Source organism: Providencia sp. PROV255, assembly GCF_028478065.1.
Taxonomy (GTDB): domain Bacteria; phylum Pseudomonadota; class Gammaproteobacteria; order Enterobacterales; family Enterobacteriaceae; genus Providencia; species Providencia rettgeri.
Map to the genome: position 1 here is coordinate 58,856 of NZ_JAMPMI010000001.1, position 23,041 is coordinate 81,896.

The following is a 23,041-nucleotide window of genomic DNA, read 5'->3' on the forward strand; positions in this document are numbered from 1 at the left end:
CCTGCTTTAACTCCAAACTATACAAGGATGTATAGTTTGGGTTGTGACTTTAAAACCACGGAATAGCCACTAAGCTATCTGAATAACTCTGGCTTTCTCGCACAAAGGAATGGAGTCTATATATGGCTGTATTGCAGCTTTCATCTCAGCGAAAGAAGTACCATAAAAATAAAATGCGGTTTCTGTCGGGCCATCCCAAACTCCGTGAATACTCCCGATGTCTTCCACTGCTTCATCTAGGATATCGAACACCTCATTGATATCCCCATTTTCATAAACCTCATCTGCGAGCTCTGTCCCGTTGAAATAAATAGCCATACCTTCATCTGAGCCAAAATCAATTCGCACATCTTCGCCATGAATAAATAAACGAGAACCTTTTGGAGCTAACATTGAAGAAAAAAGTTGAATAATTAAACTGATATTTTCGTCACTGGCCTCTTCAAGTGCTATTTCTATATCGCATTCCTGCGCTTCACCATTATCAGCTAATAGTGTTCCACCACCTGTGACATGGATATTTTTACCCATGCTTTTCATGACTTCATTAAATGCGTCTTCTAAATCGCCACGTCTAATCGGTTCAAGCCTTGCATTTAATGTTACTGTAATTGCCGTCATTGCTTGCTGGTTATCCATCTCATTACCTTTACTTTAGGGTTAAATATTCACGTAACTTACATATAAACTAGTCACATTAATTGGGTCGCTAAACCGCTTCGCCGCTTGGTTGGCGTTTCAACTGCTCGACGTAATACCTTTGGACTGCCATAAAGAGATAGCTCTTTTTTAGCTCGAGTTATCGCCGTATACACTAGCTCACGGGTCATTACGGGAGAATATACATTTGGTAAAACCAATGCGGTATGAGCAAACTCCGAACCTTGTGATTTATGAACTGTCATCGCATAAGCTGTTTCATGTTGTGGGAGTCGGTTAGGTTGCACTCCACGTATAGTCCCATCAGGAAATTGAAAATAAGCTCTAAGTGCATTTTCTTCATCAGGTAAAATGATACCGATATCCCCATTAAAGAGTCCTAGAGGGCTATCATTACGACTAATCATAATTGGCCGGCCTGCATAGTGTTTATTCGATAAATTATATGGGCGGTTTATTATCCCTTGTCTATGAAACAATTTTTCCAATTTATCGTTTAGGCCAATAACGCCAAAAGGTCCTTCTCGCAGAGCCGTTAGTAACCGATATTGGTTAAATTTTTTCAAAACCTGCTCAGGGTCTTCTTTATCTTTTACCGCAAGCAGATATTCCTTATAATTTTCAGCGGCATCTAATAAAATTTTCGCGTAATCATCCGCAGTTTCTTGGATATAACTATGTACATCCGGCCGCTGTTGGTTTAGTAATTGTTGAACTTGAGAAACATTACCTTCGTTTACAGCAAAAGCGAGTTGGCCAATCCCTGAGTCTGCAGAAAAACGGTAGCTTTTACGTAGTAGACATAGGCTATCACGAATAGCAGGGCCGCTTGGTGATGCATAAGATTCGATAGAATGCCCTGTTAGTTCCGAAAGCTGAGACGCTCTTTCTACACTATAACCATTATCAGCAAACTGACAAATATCCCCTAATACTGCCCCTGCCTCGACCGAGGCTAATTGGTCTTTATCACCTAAAAATATTAACTTTGCATTTTCAGGTAATGACTCAAGTAATTTACTCATCATAGGTAAATCTACCATTGAGGCTTCATCAACAATGAGTACATCAAGAGATAAACGATTATCACGGTTATAGCGAAACTGCTGGCTCTCAGGTTGAGCCCCTAATAAACGGTGCAATGTTTTTGCATGATTAGGTAAAACAGCGCGTTCTTCATCAGTTAAAGGAATTTTTTTCATCGCCTCACCGAGGGACTCTGTCAACCTAGCTGCAGCCTTACCTGTTGGAGCGGCCAGCTCAATTCTAATTTTATGGAGATGCCTGGCTTCAAGTTTAATTAATGCCGCAAGGATACGCGCAACTGTTGTCGTTTTTCCTGTCCCCGGCCCCCCTGATATAATTGATACCTTACTGGTTACAGCAACTGCTGCGGCAATTTTTTGCCAATCTATTTCATCAGTAATGGGAAATAGGCTATCCAATACACTCTTAATTTGAGCATTATTTTGTTTGTCTACTGATGTACTAGCGAAAAAGTTTGCGACATACTGCTCATATTGCCACATTCGTTGAAAATATAAGTATCCCCCCGAAAGCTCCAAAGGAGAGATTTTGTTTTCTGTTGATAGTGACACTGCATTTGCTTGTTTTAGCGTTTGATAAAGTTCTTGTTCGCTCGGCTCTCCCATTTTTTGCCAAAATTCAGCGGCTAACTCTGGGTGCCTTCCTGCAAATAATTTTTCAGGTATAACATCTGCCAGCGCTAAACAAACATGTCCAGCCATGGTTTCTGCACTAAGAAGTGCGGCAATAGTAAGCACTATAGGGTGCTTATTGTCAGAAATACTGTAAGCAAATTGCACATCTAGAGGTGTAAAGATATATTCCTCAATAGCCTGATTAAATAGGGATTTCATTAAGCTGACTCCCCTTGTTGAGCATTTTTAAATAAGCTATCTAACGCTTCAATAAAAGCGCCTATTGGGCGACAAAAGAAAATTCCATTACTTGAATTGACATTATCTATTCCTCTTAAAAATAAATAATAAACGCCTCCAAAATGGGCTTCATAGTCATAATTAGGCATTCTTTGCTTTAGGTAACGATGTAACGCCAACGAATATAGTTGATATTGTAAATCATAGCGGTGGTCTATCATCGCTTCAGCCATGGCCTCTTGGGTATAAAAGCTAGCATCCTTCCCTAGATAATTTGACTTATAATCAAGAAGATAAAATTTACCTTTCCAGTAAAAGGTGAGGTCAATAAAGCCCTTTAAAATCCCCTGAACTTTCTCAAAATTGAGCGGGGGGCAACGTTGTGATAATGGGTCATATTGATGCGTTATCTTATCTAAGTGGCTTGCACTCAATATTGACTCAATAGGAAGATAAAACTGCATCTCATCTAATTGGTCTTGAACCTGTAATGCAGACAAACATAGCCCGTCTTCTGATAATGGTGCCTGTACAATTGCGTGTAGCCATTCTTGCAGCATTGATGCCCAATGTAAGTCAAACCCTGAGGATTCAAGTTTCTCAGACAACCACTCTTGAGAAACTGGCTCACTAAAGTCAATTTCCTCCATCAAGCTATGTAAAAATGTTCCCGGAGATGCGCCTTTAGGAAATTGATGAGGGGTTAGAGTAAAAGACTCACCTTCCTGCTGCTCCACATCAATACTGGCCTCAATATCCATATTAGGGGCTAATGAATTCGCAAATTGCAATGCTGAAACTGATTGTTCTGCCTCTGTATGGCTTGAGCCATAACTTAGCCCCGAATAACTAGTAACACGCCAATGATCATTAAAATGACGAGTCACCGTTCTTGCAGACAAGTTTACGCTGTCATTTTGTTCTAATAATAAACGTTCCGACTTAGGTTGATTAATCACGATAACATCAATAACGTCATTGCTAATCTCAGCCAACATGTCGTTTAATAGCAAGCTATCTCCAGCTTGTCCTTTTTGGATAACATAGCCCAGCGCAGATAAGTGTAAGTCTGTTTCACCACTTTTTCTCCTATTACCTTTAATTAATGGTGCAATACCAACACTACAGTGATAGATGGCTCTTGTAAGTGCCACGTACAATAAACGCAGGTCTTCTGCTAGACGTTCTTCATCAGCTAAAGCGACATTTTCTTCACTATCATTTAAATCTAGACGTACCCCATAATCTGTTCTGTCGTGATACAAGCCTTTAGATTGAGGTAAAAAATTGCTCGCAAAAGGTAACCAAACAATCTTGTATTCAAGGCCTTTAGATTTATGAATGGTACTGATTTGCACCAAGTGTTTATCACTTTCAAGACGCATTTGCTGTACGTCAGATTGATGGTCAGGATGGGCAATTTGTTGTGCTAGCCAACGTGTTAGTGTGTGCTCACCTTCAAGCTGTAATGACATTTCTTGTAATAGCTCACCAATATGCATCACATCCATCAAGCGGCGTTCTCCATCAGTGCCTGATAATAACGTTTCTGCAATCTGCCTCTGCGCCATGACCATTCTAAGCATGGGAAGCACGCCACGCTTTTGCCAAACCATGGCATAACGAGCAAATTCATCTACAATTTTTTCCCACGATTTTTCATCATGGTTTAAGTCATCAATTTGTTTAGCGGTTAAACCCAATATCCCTGTCGCCAATGCACTACGCAAAACACGTTCTTTTTCGGGTGTTAAAACTGCCTGTAGCAACCACAGTAAATCTCTCGCTTCTGGTGTTGAAAATACACTTTCCCGATTAGATTGAAATACAGAAGGGATATTTAACCGATTTAAAGCATCACGAATTAATACGGCTTCTCGTCGGCTGCGCACCAACACTGTAATGTCAGAAGCTTCAACAGGTGTATGCGCCCCTTGATTGTCAAAATAGCTACTACCTTGCAACCCGCCTTGTAAGTATTGTGCTATTTGCACCGCACATTGTGAAGCTGTTGCTTGTTCATATTCAGCAACGGAGATACCTTCCGCTTCAAGTTGCCAAAATGTAAGTGATTTGACTTTTTCACCATCATGAATAAGTTTTTTATCACTATTTTGTTTAGCAAAATTAACGGGTTGAAAAGGAATTTGCTCAAAAATAAATGGGGACTGACAACGAGAAAATAGATGATTAATAGCTTCAACCATATTTTGCGATGAACGATAGTTAGTCTCTAATGTATAGTGAGCACTAACTTCATTTTTTGCTTCGATATAGGTGAAAATATCAGCGCCTCGAAAAGCATATATAGCTTGTTTAGGGTCGCCGATAAAAAGTAATGCACTGTCATTAAATTCCCGATAAATGCGTTGAAAAATACGGTATTGCTGTGCATCTGTATCTTGAAACTCATCTATCATTGCAACTGGAAAACGTTGGCTAATAGCTTGAGCTAAAAATTTTCCGCTTTCTTGAGCAAGAGCACTGTCTAAACGGGTCAATAAATCATCAAACCCCATCTCACCTCGGTTATGTTTTTCAAAAGTGATAGCCTCCCTCACCTCTGCAATAGCCAGTGGAATAATCAGATCTTTTAGGGTTAATGATTGAGAAAGTAGCTCATCTATTCTTTGGAAAACAACATGCTCTGGCCCCGAACCACTTTTTGATTTTTTATGTAGTACCGTTTGTGAAAAGCGTTCAAGATCTTTAGGTAGCTGATAATCTTCTGTTTCTTCTTGAGCCCATTCACCGATTTTTATCAACCATGTAGGTAGAAAACGAGTACTATAACTTCGTTTATCAACATCGGAATCAGCGATAAGCTTCTCAAAATCTGCTGAATTTTCTAACCATGCCGCTTTTACAGACTCAATTAACAAGATTAGTCGCTGATGCCGTTCTTCTAGAGATTCAATTTGCTTTGGTTGGTTAATAATTAAAGGAATATCACCTTGTAAGAAAGGTTTAATCTCCGAGAGCAATGCTTCAGGACCACTCCACAGTGACTGAATGACTTTCGTCATGGAGTAATTTAAAGGGTAAAAATGGCGGCGCCAAAAATCTGCACAGGCTTGTTTCTGAATCGGAAATTCATCTTGAATCATGGTCTGTTCAAATAGCACTCCTGACTCAAATGCATTATGAACTAGCATTCTTTGGCAAAAACCATGGATAGTGTATATTGCTGCTTCATCCATTTGCCTTTCCGCAGCCTGCAACCATCGCGCAGCGAATTCTCTTTGAGACTCCCCCGAAAGCTCGGCTAATAATTCAAGATACTCAGGCTGCGACTCGAAACCAACACCATTTCTTAAGCAAGCTAAGCGCATATCATGAATACGTTGACGAATACGCCCACGTAACTCATTCGTTGCAGCTTCTGTAAATGTTACAACTAAGATTTCTTCAACACTTAACGGCCGAGGAAACGCATTAACGCCTCCCAGACCTAATAAAAGCCGCAGATAAAGTATACCAATTGTGTACGTTTTACCCGTTCCTGCTGATGCTTCAATTAACCGCTGTCCACGCAGTGGCAAGGAAAAAACATTCAGTAATTGGGACTCTACCTGCACTTTATTCACTCAGCATCTTCCTTTATTGGTAAAATCTTTTGCAACTGAGAAGCCGTTGGGTAAAGCACCCAATCTTTCAGATGCGCATATCCTACTTTAGTGTCAACTCCTCGGCCTATAACTTGGGAGCTAACGGCTAACCCTTTGTGCTTTATAACTGCATTTTCATAATACTCAATGACTTGTTCTTTCGTTGCACTACCTAAAGTTGCAATAACTTTTTCACGAGTATCAAAACTGAAAATATTTCTAGAAAAATCAGATGAATAACGACCAACTTCCTCATAGAATGTTTGAGGTGGTTGGCTCATTTCCGTGATAATAGATTGTTTATATTGATTAAATTCATCTATCGGTAGTTTTTTCAGTTTCTCTAATGCTTGAAGATAAAATTGTTGGTAACGTGTATTCAAATAACTCGGTGTTTTGGCATTACTTTGAATCAAAAAGCCCATACCCCACTGATCACCCAGCCCAGTTTTAAAAGCAAATACTGCATAACCCAGTTGCTCATTAGTTCTTAGTTGATCATAAAACCAAGGCTGAATCACTTTAGAAAGAATACCTGATAATACTGCACCATCAATGCGGCTATAACCGTCTGGAATAAAGATTTCAGCAAGCGCATTATCTGAGCTATTTCCCTGCTTTTGGAAATCGGCTAGATAATTTTTGTCAATAACGACAATATCACCACGCCACCAATTGGTACCTTCGCTCTTTAATAATTGCTGTGCATCTTTAATAGTTTTAATGCTTTGTGACTCAGTCATATTACCAAAGACCAACGCTTGTAATGCTGCGCTTTTAACTATCATTTCACGGTAGCTAGTGATGTCTTGCAGTGAAATTTTATCTAGCTCCGCTAAACGCTGTTCTTGCTCAAAGTAAGGCACACTATTAATACGTTGAAGCGGTTGCATAGCCAACTCATAAGCTTTCGCATTATTAGCAACTTCAATTTGCTCTTTATACCAAGATTTTGCTTGGGCTAGCTCTTGTTCCGTTGGCTCAAAATTCAGGTATAGCTGAGTCATGGATAAAAAGAGTTCAGGTAAATGTTGGGTGTAACCACTGGCATTTAATTGCAGACCAACTCCTTGAGAAACAGAGACTGACATACCCGCTACCGATGCTTGATATTGCAGCTCATCCATTTTCAATGAAGCGATATATTGTAATAAAGAGCCCGTTACTTGTTCCTTGGCATCTTTATCCCCTTGATTAGAACGTAATGATAAAGTGATACTTGCTTTTGGCTCATCAGCAAAATATTGACTTGGCATATATAACACACGCGTATTGCCATCTTGATAGATGAATTCAGGGTGTTTATAAGCCTTACTAGTTTTAATTAATGATAAATTATCAGCAATATACGGGTTTAAAGCGGGTAATTTAAAATTCATTTTAGATTCTAAACTTGCCCACGATTTAAATTGTTTTGCTGTAATTTTGTTAACTTGATACGGCGCATCAACAAAATACGCCTTTTTGTTATTCGGTTCATTTGGGCTAATAAACCAAATCCTTGCCTCTTGCGCGCTGAGCTCTGATAAACGCTGTTTAATCGCCTCAGGATCATACTTATCAGCAATATAATCTGAATCCAGAACATGATTAACAGGAACATCAATCATTTGGTCTGATAACCATTCAATGTAGTTCATATCCCTAACAATTGAACCATAACGGAATGATAAATTAAGAACTTTTGCTATTTCATCAAAGTAACTTTTATTGATTCCATCGTTCTTAATTAACTCAAGATAAGAAAAAATAGCTGCAATAATTTCGTCCCTTTCTTGTAAGCCTTTATCTGTCAACGTGACATAAATAGAGAAAGAGCCATAGTTTCTATCTAAATTTGGGGATGCAGAAGCGCTTATACCTTCAGCAAGTCCTTGTGATATTAACCAATCAGCTAGTGTCCCTGGACTTCTATTGCCAATTAAGTAACTAATATAGTTATCACTTTTACTGCGAAAATCTGCCATATTATTTTTAATACTAAATTCAATTTGTATGGCTTTTTGCGGTTGAGCCGGCACATAATGGATGATAATACCTTTTTCATTCTCCGTTACTGCGGGGATATTAACAGCAGGAACACTTGCATTAAAATTAGGTATACGCCCAAATGTTTCCTGTGCGATATTCGCTAATGACTCAATAGACTGGTCGCCGTAAAGTACTGCATTCATTAGGTTTGCAGAATAATACTGCTTATAAAAACCCACTAGCTCATCTTGTAGTTTGCTATTAGGTTTATCTTTTAGAGTCTCTAAATTCCCTCCCGAAAAACGCGAATTCGGGTGTAATGGGTTCAATGTTTCAGAACGTACTTGCCATATACGCATCCCATCACGAGAACGTGCCATTGTAAGTTCTGCATTAACTGCATTACGTTCTCTATCTGCATTAATCGGGTCTAAAAGTGGCTCAGCCAATGCATCTGCAAGCCTGTCCGTTGCTTCTTTTAATGCGCCATTTTCAACTTCAAAATAATAAGCAGTGCGGTGAGATGCCGTGCTTGCATTATGGCTACCACCATGTTTTTGTAAAAACTCAGAGAAACTGCTTGGCTCGGGGTACTTTTTAGAACCCATTAAAACCATATGCTCTAAATAATGGGCCAGCCCTAATTGGCTATTTGGGTTTTCAATACTACCAACAGGTATCGATACAGCAGCCAATGATTTTGTCGCTTTGGCATCTGATACTAATAAAACCGTCATATCATTACTGAGTTTGATGGCTTTATATTCCCTAGGGTCACTTTCGCTTTTATTTACTGTTTCAGGCAAAATTTGCCAAAGTGGTTGTGCTGCAATCGCTTGGCCACCGAAAAAAATTACCAGTAATAAAAATAGATGAGCGATATTTTTGGATAAATATTGCATCCTTTGGTGCTCTCCTGTCATTTCAAGTATTTTGTCATCGGTAATAAAAACCGCTGAGTATTTGATAATAAAGTTTTAATCATCACATCATCAATGCTTCTGCAAATTCTTGACACATAATCATCTTCCATCTCGCCTCTTTGTATCTGACTTCCTTGTAAGTTTTGGAGCAAAGCAGATAATGCTTTTTGCTGAGTTTCTTCACTCAAAAAATCGTACTGTTTCGTCTTTTTATCAAAACAAGCCTTAACCCAACTCCAACCACTTTGAGAAAGAAGAATTAACGGAGAATTAAACCCCTCACAGTAGCCTACGACTAAATCTTGTAGATAAACCAATGCATCTTCTTTGTTAATAGCGGAAAACTGCCAAATACTATTATCTCTTCCTAGTGCAAGGCTTTCCCCTTCACCAATTTGTGAGTTAAATAGCAAATGCTCCACCCATAGCTGCACCCCATCATTAGCGGTTAAGTAAGCAGGACGATAGCGTACCATTCCTGTTTCATGAATATTTTTCAGTAACCCTGTGATTTTTATCCCATTTAACTGAAAATCAAACGGATAATCAAATAGCTGCATATCATATTCTTTAACTTTTTCGGCTAATGGCGATATTTCGTTCAACTGCTGTTCCCAAAAAAGTTGACCAAATTGCCTAGCAGGCAGCTGGCCCGATGCTTTTAAAGCAGAATAAAAAGGCTCAATATTCTTATCTTTGACAAGTAAATCTAAAATTTGATCATTAATTTTATATCGTTGTAATCTACCTAAGTTAAATGGCTCTTCTTCTGGTAGTTCAGTTTCTTCAATAGAAAAATGTACTTTCAAACGTTGTTGAAAAAATGCCCTAATCGGGTGACGATAAAAACGTAATAATTGTTCTAAAGAAATTTCCGTAATGGGTTCACGAGTTTCAAGTACTGAACAAAATGGTTCATCAACTTTATTTGTTGTTTTTGCGGCAGGTAACCACTCGCTCGCGAAGCTCTGAAAAGGTGTTTCTGGTAAAAAATTTTCTTTTGCAAATGGGACTCTATTATGTTGAATGACCAGATGCTCGCTTAACCGCTTAGCACTTTCATCAATGGTCAACGTTTCATCGCCAACTAAACAAAAGCTTTGGCATATATAATCAATTAATTCAGTTACTAATACTGATGGATTACAAGGTTGATTATCGCGAATAGAAAGCCCGATATAGCTAACATAAAGTTGTTTAGATGCTGAATTCAATGCTTCTAAAAACAGATATCTATCATCGTCCCTGCGTTTTCGGTCTCCACGCACAGGCTTTTCAGCCATCAAATCAAACCCTAAAGGCGGTATATTCCGAGGGTAAGCACCATCATTCATCCCCAGTAAACACACAACCTTAAATGGCACCGAGCGCATTGGCATCAAAGTACAAAAATTAACGGCTCCAGCCAAGAAACGTTGGCTAATCTTTTCATCATCAAAACGAACTGAAAGTTCATCACGAATTAATCGTAATGGAATTTGCTCTTCATATCCTGAAGTTATCGCGTTATCAATTATTTGATGCCACTGTTCCGTCAATAGTGCGAGAACCAGTTCAGTTTCACCATCAATCATAAAACAGCTATCAAGTAATTGCTGGCAAAGTTCTTTCCATTCTGCAAGTGGACGTTCCTGTGCTAGTACAGCGCGCCACTCTCTTAGTGTATTGATTAATAATGCTAATTTCCCGGCAAGCTGAGCCGCTAAGCCACTACACTCATCGTAAGGTAAAATACCATTCCACGGGCCATTTCTACTGTCCATTGCATAGCCAAGCAACATTCTACTTAAGCCAAATTCCCATGTATTTTGCCCTATCACCGGCAAAGCGAAGGAGCGTACATTATCATCATCAAGCCCCCAGCGAATCCCTGATTCATTAACCCAGCGGCGTAATAAACTTAATTCACTTTCATCAATACCAAAACGTTGAGAAAAAGCAGAAACCTCAAGTAGACTGAGAACTTGCTCCGTTGAAAAGCGGCTCTGAGGTAAATCGAGTAGCATAATAAATGCTTGTAAAATAGGGTGAGCCTGTAGCGCTTTCCTATCGGATATTGAAAAAGGGATATAACGAACTGATGCTGTATTACCAAAAACAGCCTGAATATAGGGAGCATAGCTGTCGATATCGGCAACCATGACTATCACATCACGCGGGGTTAACGATGGGTCTTGCTCAAAGAGAGAAAGTAGATGATCTTGTAATACTTCGACTTCCCGCTGTGCACTATGGCATAAATGGAATGTTATCGAATCATCTAGCTCATTGATTGGCCGCTTACCTACACTCGTTTCATAATTTTCTAATGTTGTTCCTAATTGAGCATGGTTTTCGAGATCTAAAATATCCTGCTGGATATTCTCTAATAAATTAGCTCGTTCAGTATCAACATAAGCTGAAATTTCATTAGCACTATCGATTTGAGAAATAAAGTATAGGTTGTCTCGGCCTAGCCTTCCCCACGATGCAAGCAGTGGATTTACGATATCCTGCTCGCCATTTTCATTAAATAAATTAGGAGTATGATCCTCAAGTTTAAAACGAGAAATTTCATGTTTGTCAAGATAATGCCGAAGTTTCCTTTGCTGCAACCTAACTAAAAATGATGCACTTTGAATGTCTCCCCAATAATAACGACATGGGTTAGTGAACATTAAATGAACATCTGTATGTTCTGCTATTGCATTGATAGCTTGTAAATAAACAGGTGGAAGAGATGAGATACCGCAAATAAAAATACGCTTTGGCAGCATTTTTCCTAAATCAGGATTCGATGATAATGTATCAATAAAATGTTGATATAAATTAGCTCTGTGCCAAGGCGGCTGTTTTAATTCATTTGAATAATCAACAAGGCATTGCCACAAACGTTTTTGCCACAATTGATTTTCACTTAGCCCCTCTATTAATTCATTTTTTTGCCATATTTCAACCCATTGTGGGCGATATACCAAATATTGGTCAAATAAATCAGCAATCCTACCTGCAAGTTGATGCAGCTTACGTTTATCGGTATCCTCTTGAAGATAATGCCTTAAAGGTTCAAATTCTTCTTCGTTAATGACGGTTGGCAATATTGTCATTAATTTCCATGTCATTGCTTGTTTGGTATAAGCGCTTTCTTTTGGAATCTTCGGTAAGACCCGCCTAAACATATCCCAAATAAATGTTGCAGGTAAGGGATAATTAATATTTGCAGCGATACCAAACTGCTTAGCAAGTTCGATTTGTAGCCACTGTGACATTCCAGGACTTTGTACTAAAATTATTTCTTGCTCAAAAGGATGAGAAAGTGGTTCATTTTTCATTAAATGAGTCATTAGATCTTTTAATAAATCTAATTGATTAGAATGATACACTTGAAACATGATGCTCTCCTGTTGAGCAATACCAACGACTCAATGAAAATGGCTGTTTTTTTACCGTTAACGATACCATTAACTCAGTACAGTTATCGACCCGTGGTATGCGAACTGTTTGCATTTTCCATTCAGGGTAACGCAAATTTGGCCCTATGGAAGAATTTTTCTCCCCTGATATTGGTTTCCCTGACATTACGCTTTTTTCTAATGTGCTATGCAGCACTCTAATTGCCGAAGAATTTATATACAATTGATTAAAATTCAATATGATATATTGAGAATAGTTTACCAAAGCTACCAGTGAAATAGCAAAAATAACCACGCCAATCATCGCTTCAACTAATGCAAACCCTTGCTGCTTTATTCTCACTCGCAAAACCCTTTTTTAATCACTGGACAATAATCTAACCACCCTTTTTCACGAGGAAAAAACTGTCGTTTATTTACATCCAATACCATCCACCGGTAAACTTTAATTTCATTTTCAGAGCGGTAATGACTTTGTCCCGAAAGTACGAAAGTCGCCCCTTTGTAATGTTTTAAGCAACTTTTCCATTGTTGAGTTTCCTCTTTCTGGCAAACCCAATGCCTTAGTTCTCTATGTTTACTATCCCAGTGCAATGTTCCACCCCATGCAAGGGCTGACTCTGCTTTATTAAAAGCATCGAAATACTTAATTTCATTACGCTGCTCATCTCGAGCTCGTTCTTGGAAGAAATGCACAGATTTAATCAATAATGTGCCTATTGTGATAAAAATAATAACCATCAATAGAGAAACATTTCCCTGTTGTTGTTCTATGCGCTTCATAAATTTCTAACCAAGGCCGCTATTCGGTAATTAAATGTTTGATTAGGTAATAACTCTGTTCTAAGGCTAATTTCCATTTCAAGTAATTGCACATTTTCCCGCCAATTAAATACTAATTTTTTAACCTTGATTAGCTTCTCATCAAATAGCGATTGCCAACGTATTCCATTGCAATCCCTGACATTCCTATTGGTTTCTAATTTTTCATTATTTAAGCGATAACCGAAATAATCAGAATCTATCGATTTAGATTTAATATTTTCCCAGTTACCTGATAAATCTTGGTCATAAGCAAAAATAATGCATGAATTGTTCCCTTGGCTTAAAGCCTTAGATGCAATTTTTAAAGGCTCCTTTCCACAATTCAGGCTACTGCAATAACCAATCCTTCTAAAATCTTTTTCCATGTTTATCAATGTTTGTCTTATATCCCTGTCTATTTGATATTGAATGTAAGACCGATAAGTTTGTTTAAATAATGTGGGAATAGCGCTCATCGCTGATACACACACAATGCTACTGATAGCCATTGCCATCAACATTTCAATTAGCGTAAATCCTTGCTGCTTTTTTAATTTATCGTTAGTTAAGAGGGTCAACATTTCGGTACTCCGGCCATTTTTTTATGGCTACAACTTCTTATACGACCTAATGAAGAAATATAAATTGTGATTTGCTCATGTTGATTTTTTAGCTCTATGCTAAAAGTACGAATAGTTCCCTGTTTTCCATAAAGCTGGATTGAAGTACGGCTTGCTTTGCTAAGAGTTATTCCTTGGTGCCTTTCTGCTGTTAGCTTACCAACTTGCTGCTTGTTATTTGCATCCTTAACAATAAGCTGCCAATCACCTTTCCCAACCTTAACCGATAATATTTGGTACCTATTTAAATAGACCCCTTCTATCATTTGGCTATAAATAAACTCAGATACTTGCCTAGCAGCATCGATTAACCGTTGTCTTTCTACCTGCTGTTGCCATTGATATAAACCGGACAACATAATGAAAGAGCAAATAAATAAAACAATAAGAATTTCAATTAAGGTGAAACCACGCTGTATTGTATTTGAATCAACTCTCATCTTGTTGTGACTCCACTTTTTCATACACAAGCCTGAGATTGCCCAAAAAAAACGGTATAGCGAGTTTTGTGATTACAAACTGCATAACGTTTCGCAAAAAAATAGATAGATTCAGAGCAATACAACTCAATTTGCGAAGAGCCTCGCAAAGAAATAGTTCAGTCAAAATAAATACACGAAAGTAAATGGCTTATGAGCCAAGATAAATTTCGTCAAGGATGATGAGATTGATAAAGGAGGAAAATTAATAAGATATTAAAAAACAATACTAAGATGGTTTTTGATAAAACCATCTTAGTTAAAAATTTATTCACTAATCAAACAGTAAATGGATATTTGATAGCCTCATGGCACTGGTACCCTTCAAGGATAAAATCATCTGAAGTTACCCATGTTTCGAGATCTTCTAATGACTGAATTTTGGGGTTAATAATCAATGACGGAGAAGCAAAAGGCTCACGTTTTAGTTGGACATCACGCATTAAAGGTAATTGGTTTTCATAGATATGTGCATTCACAATTTTATGATAAGCCTTACCTGCTTTATGTCCTGTAATACGAGCCATTAGAGCGAGTAAAACAAAACATTGTACTTGGTTGAAATTTAAACCAAGAGGTACATCACAGCTACGCTGGTAAGATGTTAAATGTAGCGTATCACCTAATAGTGAAAAAGTATGAGTATGCATGCAAGGACGCAAGCAGCCCATTTCAAATTCACCAGGGTTATAGAAAGTGATAATTTCCGCACGGTCATCAATACCATTCTTTAAGTTATTGACGACTTTTTTCAGCTGATCTAAATGTGTTCCATCTGGGCGTTGCCATGAGCGCCCTTGAACACCATATACGCGCCCCATATCGTCTTCACCTTTGCGATGGGGATTATTCAGCCATGCTTGGTTTTCGTTTGCATTTGCATTCCAAGTATTACAACCAATTTCACGAAATTGAGCTGCATTGTCATAGCCACGGAGATAACCGAGAAGTTCAGCTATCGCCGCTTTATAGAAACTTTTACGAGTCGTAATCAAGGGGAATTGATTATTACCAACATCATATTCAAGGTCAGCGTTAATAACGGTTAAACAACGAACACCTGTACGTTTGTTTTCAACCCATTGACCCTCATCAATAATACGCTGGCATAAATCAAGATACGGCTTCATAGTGACTCTCTTTTTCAAAAATAACTTAAGTGGCTAACCTTCGCCTTATTGTATTTCATTGTTTTATTTACAAAATAGTTATACTCAACAGACTAAGTTAGCCCCAATAAATGGACTAATTAACTCTTTTTAGGCTCTTTTAGTGGCTTATGAGCCGGCACATTCTTACCATATTTATAAGCCCAGACAATCATTAGAATGCCAATAATAATCATTGGGATTGATAGAATTTGCCCCATACTAATACCACCAAATAAACCAAGCTGTGCGTCCGGTTGCCTAAAGAATTCAACGATAATCCTAAATGCACCATAACCAATCAAGAATAGCCCAGAAACACTCCCCATAGGGCGGGGCTTACGCACAAATAAGTTCAAGATGAGAAACAGAACAATTCCCTCTAAGAACATTTCATAAAGTTGTGATGGATGTCTTGGTAGCACACCATACTGCTCTAATATGGGTAGTAACGAAGGGTCTTGGGCGGCAAGCTGAATATCTTCACTGCGTGAATGTGGAAATAAAAATGCCCATGGCGTATCAAGTGTAACTCGTCCCCATAGCTCCCCATTAATAAAGTTCCCAATACGCCCCATGCCTAAACCAAATGGAATTAATGGTGCAACAAAGTCAGAAACTTGCAGGAAACGACGGCGAGTACGATGAGCAAACCACATCATGGCACATATCACACCGATTAAGCCCCCATGGAAGGACATACCGCCATCCCAAACCTTAAAGAGGTATAGAGGATCATCAAGAAAAACAGGAAGATTATAGAAGAAAACGTAACCTAGCCGACCACCAACAAATACGCCAACAAAGCCAACATATAACAAGTTTTCGACTTCATTTTTTGTCCAGCCACTATTTGGTTTTGCGGCACGACGCCCTGCAAGCCAAAGGGCAAAAACAAAACCAACAAGGTACATAAAACCATACCAGTGTAACGACACTGGCCCAATCGAAAACATAACAGGATCTATTTCCGGAAATGCTAAGTAGTTGTTACTCATTGTTCCCCACTTTTTAATCATTAAGCCAACTACTCGTCGACTATTACGTATTCAACAGGCTTCAATTTGTGAAGCACCCTGAAGCATACAACAAAAAGTATCACCATTTATACTTGATATTTTTAGGCCTTAACCAAATTAGATGCTTACATCTTGTTGTAAATTAAATTCCACCACGCACAAAACCACCTAAACGGTGCTGTTCCATAAACTCACTGGCTTCTTGCCTAACGCTATCACAAGTTTCTGCAGCCAATAACTTCGGTACTAACTGTGACATCAAAGCAGGGTCAAGCTGGCGGATTAAATATTTCATGCGAGGAACACTACGCCCACTCATACTTAAAGAGCGATACCCAAGTGCAATTAATACCATTGCGCTAAGTGGTTGACCTGCCATTTCCCCACAAACGCTTACAGGGAGTTCCAGGCGTTGGCACTCTTCACTTACCTTTGCTAAAAAGCGCACAACTGAGGGATGAAGATTATCATATAGCGCTGCTACATGGGTGTTATTACGGTCAACAGCAAGTAAATATTGTGTAAAGTCATTAGTCCCGATAGAGATAAAATCAACACGTTTTTTAATTTCAGGTAGTAAAAACAGTAAAGAAGGAACTTCAAGCATAATACCAATTTGAGGCATCTCAACTGGCATTTTTAATAAAACACTCACTTCTTCTCTTGCTCTTTTAACCAGCAAAATTGCTTCGTCTATCTCATTAACACTTGTCACCATCGGTAATAAAATACGTAAATTTCCCGAAAGCGTATTCGCCCGTAACATAGCCCTTAGCTGAATCAAAAAGATCTCGGGCTGGTCCAACATAATACGAATACCACGCCAACCTAAGCTTGGGTTTTCTTCGCTAATTGGCATATAAGGCAGCTGTTTATCTGCCCCTATATCAAGAGTTCTTAGCACAACCAGTTTGGTAGGAAAAAGTTGCAAAACTTCCTTATAGAGCTGTTTCTGCTCATCTTCCGAGGGAAAACCATTGTGCAGCATAAAAGGCAGCTCAGTACGATACAAACCAACACCATCAACCCCAGTGTTAATTTGTTGCTCGTAACGCGGACTTAAACCTGCATTAAGGTAAATGTGAACTTTTTCGCCATCTTTAAGTATTGCATCTTGCTCAAGAGTCCCTTCAGCTAAGCGGCTAATGGCATTTTCTTCTTCAATAATTTGCTGATATTCCTGAACAATTAAATTTTCAGGTTCAATAAAGACCTCACCACGGTACCCATCCAATATTAAATGGCGGTTATGTAATAACGAAGGCTCAATATCAGCCCCCATAATTGCAGGGATCCCCATGGCTCTGATTAAAATCGCAGAATGAGAATGTGTTGCTCCGTCACGCACGACCACACCGGCAAGTTGTTCAATAGGCAACTCAGCCAACACGCTAGCACTTAGCTCATCAGCAACTAAAATAAAGCTTTCTGGCCATTGTTCATTTGCGGTAAGTGAATCATCAAGATGAAACAATAAGCGTTGACCTAATGCTTTTAAGTCTGCCCCTCTTTCCCTTAGATAAAGGTCACGCAGGCGAGAAAACTGCTCCACATAATTTTCAATAACCGTTTTAACCGCCCATTCAGCGGTTGCATTGTCATTAATAGCGGCAAACAGGTGTTTTTTTAGTTGAGGGTCACTAAGTAGATGATTATAGAGATCAAAAATCGCAGCACTTTCTTTTGCTGAGCTAGCCATAAAACGCTTACTAATACGACGACATTCTGCTGTGGCACTTTCAAGAGCGGCGACAAGGCGTTGTTTTTCTTTATCGATATCAATAGCACTCGCTTGGAAAATACTATCTAAAGAAGGTTGGGAGCTATCTTGCCACCCATAAGCCATTGCAATTCCCTGTGATACCGGAATCGCTTTAATTCTATTTTGCCGATATTGCCCAAAAATACCTTTCGCTTGCGCTTGTGACAAAATCACAGCCAGTTGCATTGACAATGTGACCATGAAAGATTCTTCGGTTTCATTAAACAACCGCTTTTCCCGCTGCTGTACCACCAGCACGCCTAATAATTGGCGACGATAGACCACGGGAACACCTAAGAAAGCTCTCAAGCGTTCTTCTTTAAGCTGAGGCAGGAATTTATACTGAGGGTGTTCACGAATATCGGCTAGATTGAGCATCTCAGACTGGCGCCCTACCGCCCCTACGACACCTTCATCAAAACCTAGACGAATAGCAATCCCGCTAGGTTTTTTTAACCCGCGGGTTGCCATTAAGTAATAGCATTGGCGAAGGTGATCGGCTAAATAAATGGAACAAACATCTGTTCTCATTGCTTTGCAAGTCTCATTCACCAACACTTCTAGCGCATCAGTCAAACTTGTCGCCATTGCAACTTTTTCGACAATTTCACGTAAACGCATCAACATAGGCTACTTTGCTCCACGCCTACGGTTATTAAAAGTGGGTCGTTGTGGTAATTTTTGTTCCTGTAAAGGCATTACTACGGGGGCGAATTCTTTCATGACACGCCGATAAACTTCACGTTTAAAAGAAACGACCTGCCTAACAGGATACCAATAACTGACCCATCGCCAGCCATCAAATTCTGGCGATTTACTGCGCTGCACGTTTATATCGGCATCATTGCATTGAAGTTGGAGTAAAAACCAACGCTGTTTCTGCCCAATACAAACAGGTTTTGTATCCCAACGCACCAAACGCTTGGGTAATTTGTAACGTAACCAATTACGGGTAGATGCCAATAACCTGACATCTTTACGCTGTAGCCCGACTTCTTCGTATAGCTCACGATACATCGCCTGTTCCGGCGATTCCCCAGGATTGATGCCTCCTTGAGGAAATTGCCATGAGTGCTGACCATAGCGGCGGGCCCATAAAACTTGCCCTTGCCGATTACAAATTACAATTCCTACATTCGGGCGGTAGCCATCATCATCAATCACAGACTACCTCAATAACCAAATTTGAAAGATGCCTAATTGTTTCACACATACCTAAACTGGTAAACCTATATCAATACAGTTTGCAGATATGCCTGAAGTCACTACAATAGTGAACATCTCAACGGGGTGCCGAATTTATTTAGGCTGAGAAATAACCCGTAGAACCTGATCCGGTTAATACCGGCGTAGGGATTTGAGCCACCGCCTGCATATCTGCACCGGTTCCTCCTCAAATCCTGTGTCACTATCTTTTAGCGCAGGAAAAAGCATGTTTAAAAACAAAATTATAGCATCTATTCTTACCTTTAGTGCACTCAGTTTAAGTCAATTGGCATGGGCTGATAAACCAACGCTTACTGTTTATACCTACGATTCCTTTGCAGCAGAATGGGGACCGGGCCCACAAATTAAAAAGAATTTCGAAGCGCAGTGCGATTGTGAGTTAAAAATAATCGCACTGGGGGATGGCGTAGCTCTGCTAAACAGGCTCAGAATGGAAGGAAAAAAAAGTAAAGCAGATGTAATTTTAGGATTAGATAATAATTTATTAGATTCTGCTGAAAAAACAGGCCTGTTTGCCCCTGCTGACATTAATACCAGCGCATTAAAACTCCCTATTTCATGGGATAGCTCAACTTTCATTCCTTATGACTATGGTTACTTCGCATTTATATATGACACTAATAAAATTAAACAACCACCAGCCAGCATGGATGCATTATTAAATAGTGAAAATAATTGGAAAATTATTTACCAAGACCCTCGAACCAGTACCCCTGGACTTGGCTTGATGCTGTGGATTGAAAAGCTGTATGGCGACAAATCTGCTGATGCATGGCAAAAAATGGCAGGCAAAACGCTTACCGTAACAAAAGGTTGGAGTGAAGCTTATGGCCTGTTCTTAAAAGGAGAAGGTGATTTTGTACTCAGTTATACCTCGTCGCCGGGCTATCAAATGCTCAATGACCAAAAAGATAACTATGCTGCCGCCTTATTTAATGAAGGGCACTATATGCAAGTTGAAGTGGCTGCAAGGTTAAAAAACAGTCCAGAGCCTGAATTGGCAAAACAATTTTTACAGTTTGTCTTAACCCCTGAATTCCAAAATACTTTACCAACAACCAACTGGATGTATCCGGTCATTGATATTCCATTGCCAGAGGTCTATAACCAGTTACCTCTACCTGAAAAAGCCTTACAATTTAGTTCTCAAGAAGTGGCCAAAGAACGCCAAAATTGGACTCGTTTATGGCAAACCGCCGTCAGTCGCTAATTAATTTATCTCTACTACCGGGGGCGTTGGCCTCCGGATTACTGATTACCGTTGCACTCATTAGTTTTGGTGCTCTGTGGTTTTTTGCGCCTGAAATTTCAATGGCTGATATTATCAGCGATAGCTATTTGTGGCATGTGATTGGTTTTACCTTTTGGCAGGCTTTTTTATCCGCTATTTTTTCTGTAGTCCCTGCTATTTTTCTCGCCAGAGCATTGCATCGCCGTCGTTTTTTTGGGCGAACTCTATTTTTACGCTTATGTGCAATGACGTTGGTTCTTCCTGTGTTAGTTGCCGTATTTGGTATTTTATCGGTTTACGGGCAAACGGGTTGGCTGGCTAAACTGTGCCAATTATTGGGGCTTAATTACAGTTTTTCGCCTTATGGCCTAAAGGGGATTTTGCTAGCACATGTCTTCTTTAATATGCCGCTAGCAACGCGTATGCTATTACAATCTTTAGAAAATATCGCTATTGAGCAACGGCAAATTGCAGCACAGCTGAGGTTTAATGAGTGGCAGCAATTTACCATTTTAGAATGGCCTTATTTACGGAGACAAATATTACCCACTGCTGCGTTAATTTTTATGCTGTGCTTTGCCAGCTTTGCGACTGTTCTCGCGTTGGGGGGTGGCCCAGCAGCTACGACCATCGAATTAGCTATTTACCAAGCACTTAATTATGATTTTGATTTAGGGCGAGCCACTATTTTAGCACTAATTCAACTCTTCTTCTGTGTCGGTTTGATGTTTATCTGCCACAGAGTAAATAGTGTATTTTCTGTTGGTTTTAGTCATCAGTCCCAATGGGTTGATCCTGCTGATAACACGTTTCGCCGCATTCGTGATTTTTTGCTCATCGCCGCTGCCATACTATTACTACTCCCCCCGCTGTTCGCGGTTATTTTCGATGGATTAAATGGGCAACTTTGGGCGGTATTGCAGCAACCCGCCTTATGGCAAGCCACGGCAACCTCAGTGTTTATTGCACTGTGTGCTGGCGCTGTCTGTGTGGTACTAACCTTAATGTTGTTATGGAGCAGCCGCGAATTGCGCTTACGCCAAGCAGCTCGTTTAGGGCAAGCCATAGAGCTTAGCGGGTTAATTATTTTAGCCATGCCGGGTATCGTCCTCGCGACAGGTTTTTTTATCTTTTTTAATGAAACGATAGGCTTACCTGAATCCCCTTACCCATTAGTTATCATGACTAACGCTTTGTTGGCCATTCCTTATGCGTTAAAAGTATTAGAAAACCCTATGCGAGACAGTGCTGAACGCTATAACCCGTTATGCCAATCACTCGATATTTCGGGTTTTAATCGTTTGCGAATTATTGAACTGAAAGCACTACGCAAACCAATCGCTCAAGCTCTTGCGTTTGCCTGTGTTATCTCAATTGGTGATTTTGGTGTCGTCGCGTTATTTGGCAATGATAACTTCCGCACGCTCCCTTATTATCTTTATCAGCAAATAGGGGCTTACCGATCAAACGATGGTGCAGTGACAGCCATGCTATTGTTATTGCTTTGTTTTTGCTTATTTAGCTTGATTGAACGTATTTCAGGAAAACATCATGATTAAATTGACTCAGCTAGATTACCAATACGACAACCTGACAATGTCGTTTGATTTTTCTGTTCAATCTGGTGAATCTGTTGCTGTTATGGGGCCTAGTGGTGCAGGGAAAAGTACGCTATTAAGTTTGATTAGCGGCTTTCAATTCCCCAATAATGGTACGATTGAGCTTAATGGCGAAGACCATACCTTTAGCCCACCCGCTAAGCGCCCTGTTTCTATGCTATTTCAAGAAAATAATTTATTTTCACACCTGACGATCCGGCAAAATATTGGCCTTGGGTTACAACCCAATTTGCGCCTCAATAAAACGCAAATTCAGCAAGTTGAGCAAATGGCGAGTCGTGTCAGCCTGAGTGAATGTTTAGATAGGTTACCGGCGCAACTGTCGGGGGGGCAACGGCAACGTGCGGCATTAGCACGCTGCATGATCCGTAATCAACCGATTTTACTGCTCGATGAACCCTTTTCTGCTCTCGACCCTGCATTACGCCGAGAAATGCTACTATTACTCAAGGAAATTTGTACGGAGAAATCAATCACACTGTTAATGGTTTCTCATAATGTTGATGATGCCCTACAAATTGCCCCGAGAACACTGGTTATTGCAGAGGGCAAAATTGCTTACGATGGCGATACCCAAAGCCTATTACAAGGGCAAAGTGCAGCATCTGCTTTATTGAGTATTACAGCCGTTTCTAATAATTAGCACTGTATAAATTCACACTATTCGCGTATATTTA

The 23,041-nt window shown here is 39.6% G+C and carries 16 protein-coding genes and 1 riboswitch; of the genes, 3 read left to right on the plus strand and 13 right to left on the minus strand.

The window, feature by feature from the left end:
• Positions 1 to 69: 69 nt before the first annotated feature.
• The 13 genes from PR725_RS00295 to rppH form a co-directional block, all read right to left on the minus strand.
• Positions 70 to 639, minus strand: coding sequence for a hypothetical protein (locus tag PR725_RS00295; protein WP_123382297.1), 570 nt, complete (start codon positions 637 to 639; stop codon positions 70 to 72).
• Positions 640 to 692: 53 nt separating this feature from the next.
• Positions 693 to 2,540: an exodeoxyribonuclease V subunit alpha gene (gene recD / locus PR725_RS00300; protein WP_272567039.1), complete on the minus strand. Its 1,848-nt coding sequence runs from the start codon at positions 2,538 to 2,540 to the stop codon at positions 693 to 695.
• Positions 2,540 to 6,148, minus strand: coding sequence for an exodeoxyribonuclease V subunit beta (gene recB, locus PR725_RS00305; RefSeq protein ID WP_272567040.1), 3,609 nt, complete (start codon positions 6,146 to 6,148; stop codon positions 2,540 to 2,542). The genes recD and recB overlap by 1 nt, the downstream gene beginning before the upstream one ends.
• Complete coding sequence (gene ptrA, locus PR725_RS00310) at positions 6,145 to 9,042, minus strand: pitrilysin (protein WP_109911788.1); 2,898 nt, start codon at positions 9,040 to 9,042, stop codon at positions 6,145 to 6,147. The genes recB and ptrA overlap by 4 nt, the downstream gene beginning before the upstream one ends.
• A gap of 17 nt (positions 9,043 to 9,059) precedes the next feature.
• Positions 9,060 to 12,434, minus strand: coding sequence for an exodeoxyribonuclease V subunit gamma (recC, locus tag PR725_RS00315; RefSeq protein WP_272567042.1), 3,375 nt, complete (start codon positions 12,432 to 12,434; stop codon positions 9,060 to 9,062).
• On the minus strand, positions 12,412 to 12,798 hold the full coding sequence (locus tag PR725_RS00320) for a type IV pilus modification PilV family protein (protein ID WP_210782077.1): 387 nt from the start codon (positions 12,796 to 12,798) through the stop codon (positions 12,412 to 12,414). Before PR725_RS00320 ends, recC begins: the two co-directional genes overlap by 23 nt.
• Positions 12,795 to 13,238 carry a DUF2509 family protein gene (locus PR725_RS00325; RefSeq protein ID WP_004908674.1) on the minus strand — a complete coding sequence of 148 codons (444 nt, stop codon included), beginning with the start codon at positions 13,236 to 13,238 and terminating at the stop codon, positions 12,795 to 12,797. Before PR725_RS00325 ends, PR725_RS00320 begins: the two co-directional genes overlap by 4 nt.
• Positions 13,235 to 13,840, minus strand: coding sequence for a prepilin peptidase-dependent protein (locus PR725_RS00330; RefSeq protein WP_109911785.1), 606 nt, complete (start codon positions 13,838 to 13,840; stop codon positions 13,235 to 13,237). Before PR725_RS00330 ends, PR725_RS00325 begins: the two co-directional genes overlap by 4 nt.
• Entirely contained in the window at positions 13,834 to 14,343 is a 510-nt protein-coding gene (locus PR725_RS00335; protein ID WP_272567048.1) for a prepilin-type N-terminal cleavage/methylation domain-containing protein, read from the minus strand. The genes PR725_RS00330 and PR725_RS00335 overlap by 7 nt, the downstream gene beginning before the upstream one ends.
• Positions 14,344 to 14,636: 293 nt before the next feature.
• On the minus strand, positions 14,637 to 15,488 hold the full coding sequence (locus PR725_RS00340) for a thymidylate synthase (protein WP_004908666.1): 852 nt from the start codon (positions 15,486 to 15,488) through the stop codon (positions 14,637 to 14,639).
• Positions 15,489 to 15,607: 119 nt separating this feature from the next.
• Positions 15,608 to 16,504: a prolipoprotein diacylglyceryl transferase gene (gene lgt / locus PR725_RS00345; RefSeq protein ID WP_004908663.1), complete on the minus strand. Its 897-nt coding sequence runs from the start codon at positions 16,502 to 16,504 to the stop codon at positions 15,608 to 15,610.
• Between the two features lie 163 nt (positions 16,505 to 16,667).
• Positions 16,668 to 18,914, minus strand: a complete 2,247-nt coding sequence (gene ptsP / locus PR725_RS00350; RefSeq protein WP_004908660.1) for a phosphoenolpyruvate--protein phosphotransferase — start codon at positions 18,912 to 18,914, stop codon at positions 16,668 to 16,670.
• A gap of 3 nt (positions 18,915 to 18,917) precedes the next feature.
• Positions 18,918 to 19,451 carry an RNA pyrophosphohydrolase gene (gene rppH, locus PR725_RS00355; protein WP_004908658.1) on the minus strand — a complete coding sequence of 178 codons (534 nt, stop codon included), beginning with the start codon at positions 19,449 to 19,451 and terminating at the stop codon, positions 18,918 to 18,920.
• 112 nt (positions 19,452 to 19,563) lie between these two features.
• A riboswitch (TPP riboswitch) is annotated at positions 19,564 to 19,661 on the plus strand.
• Between the two features lie 58 nt (positions 19,662 to 19,719).
• Here rppH and thiB point away from each other — a divergent pair.
• The 3 genes from thiB to thiQ are packed head-to-tail and all read left to right on the plus strand — an operon-like array spanning position 19,720 to position 23,007.
• The gene (thiB, locus tag PR725_RS00360) at positions 19,720 to 20,724 is read left to right on the plus strand and encodes a thiamine ABC transporter substrate binding subunit (protein WP_109911784.1); all 1,005 of its coding nucleotides are present in this window, start codon (positions 19,720 to 19,722) and stop codon (positions 20,722 to 20,724) included.
• The gene (gene thiP / locus PR725_RS00365; RefSeq protein WP_109911783.1) at positions 20,700 to 22,304 is read left to right on the plus strand and encodes a thiamine/thiamine pyrophosphate ABC transporter permease ThiP; all 1,605 of its coding nucleotides are present in this window, start codon (positions 20,700 to 20,702) and stop codon (positions 22,302 to 22,304) included. The genes thiB and thiP overlap by 25 nt, the downstream gene beginning before the upstream one ends.
• A complete protein-coding gene (thiQ, locus tag PR725_RS00370; RefSeq protein ID WP_004908647.1) occupies positions 22,297 to 23,007 on the plus strand; it encodes a thiamine ABC transporter ATP-binding protein ThiQ in 711 nt (236 codons plus the stop codon). Before thiP ends, thiQ begins: the two co-directional genes overlap by 8 nt.
• Positions 23,008 to 23,041 lie beyond the last annotated feature (34 nt).

Excerpts from the sequence above, each read along its gene's own strand:
- PR725_RS00295 (WP_123382297.1), bottom strand. The coding sequence starts at position 639 with ATGGATAACCAGCAAGCAATGACGGCAATTACAGTAACATTAAATGCA.
- recD (WP_272567039.1), bottom strand. The coding sequence starts at position 2,540 with ATGAAATCCCTATTTAATCAGGCTATTGAGGAATATATCTTTACACCT.
- ptrA (WP_109911788.1), bottom strand. The coding sequence starts at position 9,042 with ATGCAATATTTATCCAAAAATATCGCTCATCTATTTTTATTACTGGTA.
- recC (WP_272567042.1), bottom strand. The coding sequence starts at position 12,434 with ATGTTTCAAGTGTATCATTCTAATCAATTAGATTTATTAAAAGATCTA.
- PR725_RS00325 (WP_004908674.1), bottom strand. The coding sequence starts at position 13,238 with ATGAAGCGCATAGAACAACAACAGGGAAATGTTTCTCTATTGATGGTT.
- PR725_RS00330 (WP_109911785.1), bottom strand. The coding sequence starts at position 13,840 with ATGTTGACCCTCTTAACTAACGATAAATTAAAAAAGCAGCAAGGATTT.
- PR725_RS00335 (WP_272567048.1), bottom strand. The coding sequence starts at position 14,343 with ATGAAAAAGTGGAGTCACAACAAGATGAGAGTTGATTCAAATACAATA.
- PR725_RS00340 (WP_004908666.1), bottom strand. The coding sequence starts at position 15,488 with ATGAAGCCGTATCTTGATTTATGCCAGCGTATTATTGATGAGGGTCAA.
- lgt (WP_004908663.1), bottom strand. The coding sequence starts at position 16,504 with ATGAGTAACAACTACTTAGCATTTCCGGAAATAGATCCTGTTATGTTT.
- ptsP (WP_004908660.1), bottom strand. The coding sequence starts at position 18,914 with ATGTTGATGCGTTTACGTGAAATTGTCGAAAAAGTTGCAATGGCGACA.
- thiB (WP_109911784.1), top strand. The coding sequence starts at position 19,720 with ATGTTTAAAAACAAAATTATAGCATCTATTCTTACCTTTAGTGCACTC.
- thiP (WP_109911783.1), top strand. The coding sequence starts at position 20,700 with ATGGCAAACCGCCGTCAGTCGCTAATTAATTTATCTCTACTACCGGGG.
- thiQ (WP_004908647.1), top strand. The coding sequence starts at position 22,297 with ATGATTAAATTGACTCAGCTAGATTACCAATACGACAACCTGACAATG.